General features: G+C 40.5%; 9 protein-coding genes, 1 pseudogene and 1 other annotated feature. Of the genes and pseudogenes, 8 read left to right on the forward strand and 2 right to left on the reverse strand.

Features of this window, described 5'->3' with window-relative positions; all coding sequences use genetic code 11:
- The first annotated feature begins 398 nt into the window (after window positions 1-398).
- The 7 genes and pseudogenes from WD019_RS18495 (at window position 399) to WD019_RS18525 (ending at window position 8,014) form a co-directional block, all read left to right on the forward strand.
- Window positions 399-665 carry a hypothetical protein gene (locus WD019_RS18495; protein ID WP_425712421.1) on the forward strand — a complete coding sequence of 89 codons (267 nt, stop codon included), beginning with the start codon at window positions 399-401 and terminating at the stop codon, window positions 663-665.
- 113 nt (window positions 666-778) lie between these two features.
- On the forward strand, window positions 779-925 hold the full coding sequence (locus WD019_RS18500) for a lmo0937 family membrane protein (RefSeq protein WP_154657945.1): 147 nt from the start codon (window positions 779-781) through the stop codon (window positions 923-925).
- Between the two features lie 155 nt (window positions 926-1,080).
- Window positions 1,081-2,390: pseudogene (locus tag WD019_RS18505) on the forward strand (lysine N(6)-hydroxylase/L-ornithine N(5)-oxygenase family protein).
- Between the two features lie 230 nt (window positions 2,391-2,620).
- Window positions 2,621-3,499 carry an SDR family oxidoreductase gene (locus tag WD019_RS18510; RefSeq protein WP_425712422.1) on the forward strand — a complete coding sequence of 293 codons (879 nt, stop codon included), beginning with the start codon at window positions 2,621-2,623 and terminating at the stop codon, window positions 3,497-3,499.
- A 534-nt stretch (window positions 3,500-4,033) separates the two neighbouring features.
- Entirely contained in the window at window positions 4,034-4,192 is a 159-nt protein-coding gene (locus WD019_RS18515) for a Spo0E family sporulation regulatory protein-aspartic acid phosphatase (protein WP_425712423.1), read from the forward strand.
- Window positions 4,193-4,392: 200 nt separating this feature from the next.
- Window positions 4,393-7,143, forward strand: a complete 2,751-nt coding sequence (locus WD019_RS18520) for a CHASE3 domain-containing protein (protein ID WP_425712424.1) — start codon at window positions 4,393-4,395, stop codon at window positions 7,141-7,143.
- Between the two features lie 16 nt (window positions 7,144-7,159).
- A complete protein-coding gene (locus WD019_RS18525) occupies window positions 7,160-8,014 on the forward strand; it encodes a CheR family methyltransferase (protein ID WP_425712425.1) in 855 nt (284 codons plus the stop codon).
- A gap of 38 nt (window positions 8,015-8,052) precedes the next feature.
- Here WD019_RS18525 and WD019_RS18530 read toward each other — a convergent pair whose 3' ends face one another.
- The gene (locus WD019_RS18530; protein ID WP_425712426.1) at window positions 8,053-9,198 is read right to left on the reverse strand and encodes a SpoIIE family protein phosphatase; all 1,146 of its coding nucleotides are present in this window, start codon (window positions 9,196-9,198) and stop codon (window positions 8,053-8,055) included.
- Between the two features lie 183 nt (window positions 9,199-9,381).
- Window positions 9,382-9,586 (forward strand) — a binding site (T-box leader).
- Window positions 9,587-9,772: 186 nt separating this feature from the next.
- Here WD019_RS18530 and proS point away from each other — a divergent pair.
- Window positions 9,773-11,209, forward strand: a complete 1,437-nt coding sequence (gene proS / locus WD019_RS18535; RefSeq protein ID WP_425712427.1) for a proline--tRNA ligase — start codon at window positions 9,773-9,775, stop codon at window positions 11,207-11,209.
- Between the two features lie 319 nt (window positions 11,210-11,528).
- On the opposite strand, the gene WD019_RS18540 is transcribed toward proS, so the two are convergent.
- Window positions 11,529-12,710: a styrene monooxygenase/indole monooxygenase family protein gene (locus WD019_RS18540; protein WP_425712428.1), complete on the reverse strand. Its 1,182-nt coding sequence runs from the start codon at window positions 12,708-12,710 to the stop codon at window positions 11,529-11,531.
- Window positions 12,711-12,842 lie beyond the last annotated feature (132 nt).

Raw genomic sequence — 12,842 nt, forward strand, 5'->3', positions numbered from 1 at the left:
TTTTTCAGTGACCTCTGGCGGAGACGAAATTTTGTCTAATAGACCGCGTCTCAAGGACAAAAATAAGTGGCGAAGGTAAAATTTTGTCCGTTTGAGCTGTCGGGAATTCTATTTAGTATTGGCAAGCCTTTCATAATCTCGTTATTCCGCATGACAGCCTAGAAAAAAATCGAAGAGGTAATTCGCAATTAACAAGAAGCAGATAAGCTTGATATAGCTTATCTGCTTTCTTTTATAGAAGGAAGATTGGTTTAAATTTCACCAGCGCATTCTATAAAAGAAAAGGATATTAACTTAATTGTTAGAAGAAATAAAAGAATAAACAATCGGGTATAAAAACGGGGGAATTAAAGTGTGTGAAATATTGAATAAACAAGTAATACGTAACGAAAATTCTATTGTTCCGTGCAATTCCAGCGATTAAAGATATTTCATCTTTTGAAAATCTGCTAAAAGAAAATCATAATCCAAACTTAAAAGGTTGCATCATAACAGGGGATAAAGATCCTTATTATTTGAAGGTACTTGAGTTAATGCCAGTTTTTGAAGCGAATCATATTCCTTGCAAACTAGTAGTAGAACCAGGACTCGGGCATTTCTTCCCTGAACTTTTTCCTGCTTTGCTCCAAACGGCGATAAGTTATTTGGAGAAAACGCCAGAATAAAGCCAATCATCGGGTTGAAAAAATATTAGTTTCGAATACTTATCTTTCGGGTAATTTCAGATTAAATCCATTTCGGAATGAATTGATAAAAAAATTACGAAAGGAAGATAACGATGCTTTGGACCATTTTAGTACTTTTAATTATTCTCTGGTTGCTCGGTTTCTCTTTTCATATTGGGGGAGGATTAATTCACCTTCTTCTTGTCATTGCTCTGATCGTGCTTATTGTTCGTCTTGTCCAGGGAACGGGACGAAGATGAATGAATGCCCTGGCTAATAGGATAAAGAGGAGTGCCCTGGAAAAGATTTTTTTTCTTAGGCACTCCTTATTTGTCAAAACGAGCATAATAACCTTTTAATTCGGGTGTTTTGGTAACAAATAGAAATCCCATGTACGAAAGAAAGGAAGAGGGAAATGGCAACTAATCATAAAATCTATGACCTGATTGGTATAGGTATTGGGCCGTTTAATCTTAGCCTGGCAGCACTGACTGAAAATGTTCGAGAAATGAACGCTTTATTTTTTGAACAAAATAAAGAATTTGAATGGCACCCTGGTATGTTGCTAGAAGGCACTGATTTACAATCACCTTTTATAGCGGATTTAGTGACATTTGCCGATCCAACAAGCCAACATACTTTTTTAAATTATTTACATAAACATCATCGCCTCTACCAATTTTACTTTTTTAACCGGTTTGAGATACCGAGGAGAGAATACAACGACTATTGCCAATGGGTGCATCGAATTTGAAACATTGCCATTTCGGGCATCAAGTTGTTGATATCATTGATCATGATACAGTAGATGAACCTCATTATGAAGTAATGGTTTTAAATAAAGAAACAGATAAGGAAGAGCATTACTTTTCACGTCACCTTGTTTTAGGAACGGGTAGCGTACCACTTATACCAGAGGGAATGCAAGGGCATTCTCAAAAAGATATTCTCCATACGAGCCAGTATCTTTATCGGGAAGAAAATGTGAAAAAAGCAAGATCTGTAACTGTTGTAGGATCCGGGCAAAGTGCCTCAGAAGTATTTTATGATTTGCTTTTTGATCAAAGAAAACACGAATATCATTTAACGTGGTTCACTCGTTCACCGGGATTTTTCCAAAAAGAAGCGGCGAAGCTTGGGAGGGAAATTTTTTCTCCAGAGTACGTGGAATATTTCCATCGGCAATCGTTTGATGAACGAATGCATGCGCTTGATGAACTGGATCAATTGCGTAATGGAGTGGATCCAGAAACGCTTAAAAAAATCTATCATCTTCTTTACCACCGTTCAATTGATAAGGAATTGGCGGTGACCATTCAACCGTTAACGGAAGTGAATAAAATCGAAAGAAGCAACAAGGGGTATAAGTTGATTTGTCGGGAATCTCGGGAAGATCAAAGTTTTACGTATGAATCGGATAAAGTTATTTTAGCTACCGGCTATAAACCTTTCATTCCGGAATGGCTTGATCGATTTCGCGATAAAATGGAGTGGGAGGATGAAAACAGGTTTAAAGTAACAAAAGATTATCGGATTGTATTTAAACAAGAACGCCCTCACCATTTGTACACATTAACGAACATAGAACATTCCCACGGAGCCAGCGCGACTAACCTTGGTCTTTCCGTAATGCGCAATCAAACGATTATTAATTCGGTTGCCGGAAGGGAAGTCTATCCTACTCCTAAGAAAACTGTCTTCCAACAATTCCCGATCGTGAAGTGAGCGGTGAATTTCATGGTCAATACGGGGGATAACAACATAGCTGTCACTTATCGTAATTAAAAGTTACGACTCACCTATTTACAGGAACTTTTTCGGGGCTTAGTACGGTCTATAACAGCTTCGGTGTAATTCTCCCTATAAAATGATTTATTAAAATAGTAAATTATCCGTTTTAAATTAAATTTCAATGGGAAAGGGGATTATAGTAGCTTATAAAAAGGAGAGATAAAATGGAAAACGCCGATCGTCAAGAATGGAAAACACAAAAACCGCAATATAATTACTTGATACCTGATATTCAATCAGAAATGAACCCTCATCCTGAGATAGAAAATGACAATTATATAGGCAGCGGGAAATTAAAAGGGAAAGTCGCTATTATAACGGGCGGCGATAGTGGCATCGGCCAGTCGGTAGCCCTGGCTTATGCTAAAGAAGGAGCAGATGTTGCTATTGTTTATTATGAGGCCCATGGTGATGCGGAAAAAACGAAACGTCTCGTTGAAGAACAAGATCAAAAATGTTTAGCCTTTGCCGGAGATGTAGGTGATGAATATTTCTGTCAACAAGTCGTTAAACAAACAGTGAATCACTTTGGGCGCCTAGATATTCTTGTAAATAATGCAGGAGAGCAACATGTCTGTGAGAAAATTGGAGAGATTACCGCAGAGCAACTTGATCGGACCTTTAGGACAAATGTTTATTCGATGTTTTATTTGACAAAGGCATCAATGAAGCACTTAGGAGAGGGAAGTGCAATCATTAATACAACTTCCATTACCGCTTATCAAGGAAACCCTATCCTTTTAGATTATTCATCGACAAAAGGGGCAATTGTTTCCTTTACCCGGGCATTGTCTCAAAATCAAGAGATTTTAGAAAAAGGTATTCGAGTAAACGGAGTTGCGCCAGGCCCGATATGGACACCTTTAATTCCGGCAACTTTTCCAGAAGACAAGCTGGAAAATTGGGGACAAAACACTCCGATGAAACGCCCGGGGCAACCGAAAGAGCTGGCTCCTGCCTACGTTTTTTTAGCATCGGAAGATTCATCTTATATGTCAGGACAAGTTCTTCACATAAACGGCGGACAAGTCATCAATGGATAGTTAAAGTTAATTATAGCAACGGAGAGGGTGCCTAAAAAGTGATGTTTTTAGGCACTCTCTTTATTCGCTCATAATGGTCATCCTTATTTCTTTAGTTTCTACAGTTACATCCCCGCCGATAGTATGCTCTTAAACTTTTATTAAATGTTGCCGTAGAAAGGGAAATCTACCTTTGACCTTAAAGATAAAAACTTTTCTACATCTTTTTCCAACCTTCGTATTTTGTCCCCATCAACTAACAAAAGCCGACAAAAGAACGAAGAAAAGATTGGGGGTTTCTGTTACTTTTTAATGGAATTTGTAAAAAACTTTTCGGAATAAAAAAGTTTTATAGGTAAACAATGCGGTAATACAAATAATAGATATTGTCTATTTTTGCTAGAAAGGGGCGGGCGGTTAAAAATGAAGTATAAAGTCAAAGACTGGCTACGACTCACTCCTCGTGAGCGTTACCTTTTATTATTTGCCGTTGCCGTACTTCAAAAAGAGCGACATCGACATCTTCTATCAAATCAATAGTAAGGAGATCAATAAGTGAGCAAAGAAGTGACTAATCTTTCAGAGCAGATTGATAAAGTACGACAAGAAATGTACGAAAGCGCGAAAACTATGGCCCTTTCTGATCCCAAACTTATTTCCATAAGCAAGAACCTGGACAATCTCTTAAATGAGTATCATAAATGTATGAAATAAAAAACTTGCGAAAGACCTTCCAGGCAATATCGCAAGTTTTTTGTTGTTCTTATCGGGGTATGGATTCTGGTAGTAAAAAGGGTGCTGACAGGCATAAACCGTCTTTTTTAACCCGATTGGAAATCCATTTTCTTCTATCCAAACCCGATAGATGCGGTTATAATTATGGCAGAAGCTTTTAATGAAGGTAGGGTACTAAAATGCTAAAGAACAAAAGGTTCAGTATCCGTTCGAAAATCGTCTTTGGTAATTTAATTGTCGTTCTTTGTTTAGTCATTTCGATTATTGCTGTCAACAACCAGATGGCGTCATTGCAGCGAGAGCGGAATTATATTATACATCATGATCTTACTGTCTATGATTTGACGAGTCGAATTGAAAAACGGTTATTAGATATGGAAACCGGTCAACGGGGGTTTATTATTACGGGCAATAAGGATTACCTTGTGCCTTATAACACGGCAGCATCCAAATGGAAAGATGAATACAGCCAGTTATACGATTTGCTGTCGGATAACCCGGGCCAACAAAAAAAATTAGAAGAAATTAAATCAACGATTGAACATTGGATCAATACGTCTGGCGAGCCTACCATACAACTAAAAAAAGCGAATCATACGGAAGAACTGAATCGTTTTTTTAAGACGGATATTGGCCGAAGAGACATGGATCAAATGCGGTCACAATTTGATACGTTCAGAAGCAAGGAAAAGGCACTGACAAAAGCCCGGGCAGACCGATTAGACCATCAAAATCTCCTTTTGAAATTTGGCTTATTTGGCTTGCTTCTCCTTCTTTCTATTATATCCATCGCCATTGCTGTCGTCGTTTCCGGCTCGATTGTGAAAACAATTAATGAGGTTGTTCGTACGATTAAACAGATGACTACTTCTAGAGGAAACATTGAAGGTCGCATTCAAGTGAAAACGAAGGATGAAATAAGAGATCTTGGGGAAGCAACCAATGCATTAGTGGAGGTGCTTGCCCAGCGGAATTGGCTGCAGACGAATATTGCTGAAACGATCGCAATGTATCAGGGCATTTCTTCACTAGATGCACTTACGGAAAGATTCGTTACCGGAATTACAAAGGTGACGAATGCTTCATTCGGGGCCCTTTATCTTCGGGAAGAAAAAGGAGAAACGATACGTTATGTAAAAAAAGCCGCTTATGCAGATTCTTTGAACGATGTCGGGAGAGAAAGTTTCATTTTAGGCCAGGGGATGATCGGCCAATGTGCGTTGGAACAGCAAATGCACGTGATAAATGACATCCCCGGCGAGTATCGGTTAATTACATCTGGTTTAGGTGAGATCAGGCCGAGAAACCTATTAATAGCCCCGATCCTTTTGGAAGGAGAGACAATAGCGGTTATTGAAATGGCAAGTCTTCACGAATTTACCGCCCTTGAACAGAGTCTAGTGAGAGAAGTGCTTGATTCATTCGGTCTTGCCATGAACAGTGTAATCGGACGAATGGAAATCGAAAGGCTGTTGAAAGAATCACAGGCGATGACAGAAGAGCTTCAAGCGCAGTCGGAAGAGTTGCAAACGCAATCTGAAGAATTAAATATGCAATCCGAAGAACTGCGCATGATCAACGAACAGCTGGAAGAAAGAACAGAAGAAGCAGAAGAGCGATCACGGGAGCTCGAGAAAGCAAAGGAAGAGCTCGAAGAAAAAGCGAGACAGCTTACACTCAGCTCAAAGTACAAATCCGAATTTATGGCGAACATGTCGCATGAATTGCGCACCCCGCTTAATAGCATTCTAATTCTTTCCGAAATGCTTGCGGAAAATACGAGCGGCAGTCTGACAGAGGAAGAGGCGGAATTTGCCCGCGTCATTCATTCATCTGGCAAAGACCTTCTTTCATTAATTAATGATATTCTTGATTTATCGAAGGTGGAAGCCGGAAAGCTCGACATGATGTTCAACGAAATGAACATGAGCGAGCTGCCAGTGCAACTCGAACGCAATTTTTCCCATATCGCAAAGCAAAAAGGCCTGGAATTTAGCATTATGAAAGATTCGAACGTGCCGGATATTTTCCATACCGACGAAAAAAGGTTCCAGCAAATTATGAAAAACTTATTGTCGAATGCCTTTAAATTTACCGAATCCGGTTCCGTTTCTGTGACCATTCGCCAGGCGGAAGAAACTCACGTTGACAGGTGGCTAACGACAAAAGGTGCTGAATACTGGCTGGAAATTGCGGTAAAAGACACCGGGATCGGCATCCCAAAGGATAAGCAAGGATTGGTTTTTGAAGCATTCCAGCAGGCGGATGGTGCAACGGTTAGGAAATATGGCGGAACAGGTCTTGGTTTATCGATTTGTCGTGAGTTTGTTCATTTGCTTGGGGGACGAATTATTCTACAAAGCGAAGAAGGAAAAGGAAGTACGTTCATCCTTTATCTGCCGAGCCTTCCAAATGGCATGGCGCACAGGGATGAACCTGTTGAAACTGCGGTCGAAGTTGCGGCAGCGGAATTGTCCGAAATGGAAATGAGAGAAGTAGGGGCAAGTATTTTTAATGATGAAACTTCATTTGCTCTGCCAGCTGAAAGCAGTGTCTTTAAAGGTAAAAATGTTTTGATCGTAGATGATGATAACCGGAATATTTTTGCTTTAAAGACGGCACTTCAAAATGAAGGCATGAATATTGTTATTGCGAATAACGGAATCGAATGTCTTAATATTATTAAAGAAAAACAAGACTTTGATATCATTTTAATGGATATTATGATGCCAGTTATGGACGGTTATGAAACGATGCGGAAAATTCGCGGGAATCCATCATTTGAAGATTTACCTATTATCGCTTTAACAGCAAAAGCAATGAGAAATGACAGAGAAAAGTGTCTTGAAGCAGGTGCGTCAGATTATATTAGTAAGCCATTAGAATTAGAGCAGCTTTTTTCTGTGATGCGTGTATGGCTAACAAGATAGGTGGTATTGACGTAAAATGGATGATAAATATTGGGGAATTGAAGATGAAGTCGAAGACAATCTTACAAAAAGCATAGAAATTGAATTGTTGCTAGAGGGGATCTATCGTTTATCGGGCTTTGATTTCCGGCAATATATGCGTTCTTCCATTTGGCGTCGAATCCAGAACCGGATGAGGCTGGATAAAATCCCGACCGTCACCCGTTTACTAGAAAAGGCTGTTCATGAGCCGGGCTATATTGATGTGTTATTGAATGATTTTTCGATCAATGTAACGGAAATGTTTCGGGACCCGCATTTTTTCTATTCGTTTCGGAAAAAAGTCGTTCCGCATTTGCGGGATCTTCCAGAAATACGCATCTGGCACGCGGGCTGCGCAACAGGCGAAGAAGTATTTTCGATGGCGATTTTAATGGAAGAAGAGGGATTAGTCCATAAGACAAAAATATATGCAACCGATATGAATGAAAACGTTTTGGAAAAAGCGAAGCGCGGTATATTTCCATTAAGCAAAATGCAGACGTACACGAAAAATTATATGCAAGCCGGCGGGACGCATGCGTTTTCCGAATACTATACAACGGATTTTAAAAACGCCTATTTTAACTCGTCCCTCAAGGACAATATCATCTTTTTTCAACATAATCTTGTGACAGATCAATCGTTTAACGAATTTCATGTCATCATTTGCCGGAATGTATTAATCTATTTTACAGCCGTTTTGCAGAATCAAGTCCATGAATTGTTTTATGAAAGTTTGTGTCCGGGCGGCTTTCTTGGATTAGGGGACAAGGAGTCGATCCGCTTTGCCGAACGTACAGGCTCTTATTCAGAGTTTAACGGAGCAGAACGGATCTATAGAAAGATTTAAACAAGAAGAGGGTAGTAGTTTTTAAAGGCTATTACCCTCTATTTTGTTACCTGGGCTTTAATCATAACGATGCACATATCATCAGGTTGATTCGCATGCTGATCTTCGGGGAGGACTAGATGGATGGGGGAGTCGATCGCTTCCCATTTTTGCGCTGCGAGGGTCCGGAGTCTATCCAGCATCTGTTCTTCCTCAGTTCCATTTGCTTCAATGACGCCATCAGTAAAGAGAAGCAGCTGGATTTCGTTTTCATAATGAATGACGGATTTATGAACATCGATTTGCTCAAAGAAGCCGACGGCGGAGCTGCCACGTTCAAGTGATAGCAATGTTTTTCCGTCGACGAAAACATAACCCGGCGGATGGCCGGCATTTACATATTCAACAGTTTTCTTTTCCGTATCAATGACTAAGTAAATGGCTGTAAAATAGTAATTCGTAAAGTTTTTTGGATTGTAAAGAAGCGTCATATAACGATTCAATTCTTTAATGACAGGCACTGGATCGACATGCCGCTTTATTGATTCTCTTAAAACGGAAGAAATAAACATGCAAACGAGCGAAGAGGAAAGGCCGTGCCCCATCATATCAAACAATATAACCGCATAACGGTGATCATCTATCTTATTCCAGTAATACATATCCCCGGCCAGTTTAAACGACGGCAAATGAGAAACCTGTATTTGGATATTTTTTTCTTTTAAAGGGGGATTAAGCAAGCTTCTTTGTACTTGTGTGGCTAAATCCAATTCAGTCCGGAGTTTTTCTTCTTGTTGATCGTGCCAATCTTTTTCATACTTTAAGCGGAGTGCTACCCGGATGCGGGCGAGCAGCTCTATTTTATTAATCGGCTTGGTGATGTAATCCATTCCGCCTACATCAAGCGCTTCAGCCAGTATATTCATATCTTCCAGAGCGGTTATGAAAATGACTGGAACGTCTTTCAGCCGCTCTACCTGTTGAATCCTCCGGCATGCTTCGATACCGTCGATTTCAGGCATCATAATATCAAGCAAGATGAGATCAACAGGAACGTAGTTCGGATCACTGGAATCAAGTTGAAGATAATCAAAAAGTTCAACCGCCGACTTGAGCGGCACACAGTTTGAATAACCTGCGTTTCTTAATATTTTTTCTATAACAAAAAGATTGACGGGATTATCGTCAACTAGAAGAATAGACATATAATTGGTTTCTCCTTTTAACATACCTTGTTCTATTATTATACTAAATATGTAGAAAAAATGGTATTTGTTTGAATCTTAAGCATGTTTAAGATTCAAACAGGTGGATAAAATGAAAACTATAAAAAGACATCTTGACATTTTTCCAACAAATGAATATATTATGCTTAAATCAATATATGAAGAAAAACGTTGAAGAGGATTAGTAAAATGCCTCCGTCTCTTTCAGAGAGGAAATTGGGTGCTGAGAGATTTCCAGAGACCGCATTTGAACCTGCCTTGGAGTTCGGTATCGAAAAAGATACTAGCGGAATTGCTCCGTTATCAAAAAAGAGTGTACGGCGATTGCTGTAAACAAGGGTGGTACCACCAGACCTCGGTCCCTTATTGGGGATGGGGTCTTTTTTGTTTTAAGAAACAATTAGCTCCTAAAAATGCGGGTAACTGGAATCGGAAATTCGCCGATTTCGACTACACGGGAATTCTTGCCTCTGGCCTGTGGACAAAGTTGCCAGCAATATTGTTCGTTTAAACAGTTAATCTCCCGCTACAAGAAAAAGAAAGGATGAGATCCATGTCAAAAGAAAAGAAATTTGTTGAAGAAATAACGGCAATGGAAGACGATTTTGCCCAGTGGTATACCGATGTCGTGAAAAAAGCAGATCTTGTTGATTATGCTTCCGTCCGCGGCTCGATGATTATCCGCCCGTACGGGTATGCGATCTGGGAAAATATTCGTGATGTACTTGATCAAAAAATTAAAGAAACGGGTCATGAAAATGTCTATATGCCGCTCTTTATCCCTGAGAGCTTATTGCAAAAAGAAAAGGATCATATTGAAGGTTTTGCGCCGGAAGTAGCCTGGGTGACCCATGGCGGCTCAGAGGAATTGGCTGAACGTCTTTGTGTCCGTCCTACGTCTGAAGTGTTGTTCTGTGAGCACTATGCTGACATTATTCATTCCTATCGTGATTTGCCTAAGCTTTATAACCAATGGAGCAACGTTGTTCGCTGGGAGAAAACGACAAGGCCGTTTTTACGCTCTCTTGAATTCCTCTGGCAAGAAGGCCATACATGTCATGCGACGGAAGAAGATGCAAGCGAAGAAACAGAGCGCATGCTTGAAGTATATGCAACGGTCTGTGAAGAGTATTTAGCGATTCCTGTTATACGCGGGAAAAAGACGGAGAAAGAAAAGTTTGCCGGCGCGAATTTCACGCTTACAATCGAAAGCTTAATGCATGATGGAAAAGCGTTGCAAAGCGGCACGTCCCATTATTTAGGTACAGGCTTTGCCGAAGCGTTCGGCATTCAATATACGGACAAAAACGGCAAGCTTCAGTATGTTCACCAGACGTCATGGGGGATTACGACAAGATTAATCGGTGCCTTAATTATGGTTCATGGCGACAACCGCGGCCTTGTCCTTCCGCCAAAAATTGCGCCGACACAGGTGATGATCGTTCCGATTGCCCAGCATAAAGAAGGGGTTCTTGATAAAGCGTATGAATTAAAAGATCAACTTAAAAAGCTTGCAAGAGTAGGAATTGACGCGAGTGACAAAACGCCAGGCTGGAAGTTCAGTGAATCCGAAATGAAAGGAATCCCGCTTCGGTTAGAAATTGGTCCAAAAGATATCGAGAAAGGACAAGTTGTTCTCGTTCGCCGGGATACCAATGAAAAAACGACGGTCGCAATGAGCGAGCTAGAAGCGAAGATCCCTGCCATTCTCGAAGACATTCAGGCGAAGTTATTTGAAAAGGCGAAAAGCCATCGTGAAAAGAAAACGAGCGTGGCGAAAAACATGGACGAATTCAAAAGCCGTTTAGCCGACAATCCGGGCTTCATCAAAGCAATGTGGTGCGGAGACTTAGCTTGCGAGAACTACATTAAGGATGAAACAGCAGCCACTTCACGTTGTATTCCATTTGAACAAGAAAAAGTAGCCGACACCTGCGTTTGTTGCGAAAAAGAAGCAAAGCATTTAGTCTATTGGGCGAAAGCATACTAAAAAATCGTTCAATCAAACGTTTGATTAACGCATGTGTTTGTAAGAAAGGACCATCCATAAGTCAATTCGCTTATGGATGGTCCTTTGGCATTTATTCAAATGTTTGCGGTTAGTCAGTGATTTTTAATAAAACATCAAAATTATGTTAAATTTATACAATCGGAACTAGAGGAAAGAAAAGTAATGGCCGCAAGCATAAGAGATTGTCCGGTTAAACTTCAAAAAATTGAACAGGAATTTAATATATCATCGCAAGCAGCGAAGTGGCACAAAAAGATTGGCTTTTGTCAAAAAAGATGACAAAAGCCTTCTTTTACAATTAAAGGATCGTTGCGGTTGGAAAGAATGCTGCATGTGCTTTATTCGGACTTTCAAACCATTCAGCTATTTTATCCGCAAGCTCCTGGTCGTTCGCTCCTTGAAGTAGTTGTCCTACTACATGTTCGGGGAGGGGCTTCGTCATCGCGTTTGTCCATTCCGTCACTTCTTTTACGAATGGCCTCGCTCGTTTCCAATAATCTTCACCCAGCTGTTCGTTCCAGGCTGAATGTTTATAATCGATAATGGTTTCGTATAATTGTTCTGCGCAATAGGATGATAGATTGCACCCTTGACCGGTTATCGGGTCATTTAAAAATACGCTATCGCCGCATCCTATGACTGGCTTGTTGTGAACGGTCAGGTAAGGTTTTCGTATCGTCGGTGTAATCGCAATTTGGAGAAAGCCGTTTTTATCACATAAAGTGAACTGATCTTCGATAATCCGATTATAAATCGCCGGGAAGAACGTTTTCACTGTACGTTTCATTTGCTCCGTAAATGCTTCTGCACTCTTTATGCCTTTAAATTCATCCAACTCGCCGTCTGGAACGGCCATAATAAATAAAATGGCGACAGGGCCGTGTTCAGTTTTTGCAGGTATTTCAAACATTTCCCCTTTTCCCGGAAGAACCGTCACGTTGACACCAGGAGGGTTTAAAGGCTCTACTCCTAAAAAGTACCCGACAATACACTTTCGCTGGGGAGCGTTAAATGGTGATAGCTCCTCATCAATTGGAAATGGGAAAAGCGGACCTGATTTTCCCGTACAATCGATTAAAAGGTCAAAATCGCGGACTAAAGCTTCGGCCTGGTCTTTAGACACCTTTTCTTGCCGGAAAGAGACGCCATTTTTCATAAGATCATTCATGCAATCGGAGTAATACAAACGCTGGTCCACAGATAAGGCGGGCTCTTTCAGCATTCCTGTAAAAAGCTTTTGCTCGCCTATGGTAATATGGATGCTCTTAAGAAGATTCTTTTCATCCCATTTTGGCATGTGGAAGCGTTTTTCACGCTCTCTCGTTGGGCCGAAATGAACCTGGGTGGACATGACCCGCCCGTTTCGAATTTCATCCGCTGATCGCTGATGAATCATTGTAACATTAAAGTGTTCTTTTAATGCATAAGCCAAAATCAGGCCTGCTGTACCGCTTCCAACTATTCCAATACGCTTCTTCATTGAATCGCCCCTTTAGTCTCCCCGATGTAGAGGGGGACAGATAGTGAATAAACAATTTTCAGTTTATTTTGTAAGTGAAGCCTTGTAAATAGTGCTTTAGGAGGAGAAATAGAAAAGGACTTGTGCCGATTG

The sequence above is a fragment of the Fictibacillus sp. Mic-4 genome (assembly GCF_049843615.1).
In the GTDB taxonomy this organism is placed as follows: Bacteria; Bacillota; Bacilli; order Bacillales; family Fictibacillaceae; genus Fictibacillus_A; species Fictibacillus_A gelatini.

Coding starts and splice junctions, on each gene's coding strand:
- WD019_RS18520 (WP_425712424.1), top strand. CDS start 4,393: ATGCTAAAGAACAAAAGGTTCAGTATCCGTTCGAAAATCGTCTTTGGT.
- proS (WP_425712427.1), top strand. CDS start 9,773: ATGTCAAAAGAAAAGAAATTTGTTGAAGAAATAACGGCAATGGAAGAC.
- WD019_RS18500 (WP_154657945.1), top strand. CDS start 779: ATGCTTTGGACCATTTTAGTACTTTTAATTATTCTCTGGTTGCTCGGT.
- WD019_RS18510 (WP_425712422.1), top strand. CDS start 2,621: ATGGAAAACGCCGATCGTCAAGAATGGAAAACACAAAAACCGCAATAT.
- WD019_RS18540 (WP_425712428.1), bottom strand. CDS start 12,710: ATGAAGAAGCGTATTGGAATAGTTGGAAGCGGTACAGCAGGCCTGATT.
- WD019_RS18525 (WP_425712425.1), top strand. CDS start 7,160: ATGGATGATAAATATTGGGGAATTGAAGATGAAGTCGAAGACAATCTT.
- WD019_RS18530 (WP_425712426.1), bottom strand. CDS start 9,198: ATGTCTATTCTTCTAGTTGACGATAATCCCGTCAATCTTTTTGTTATA.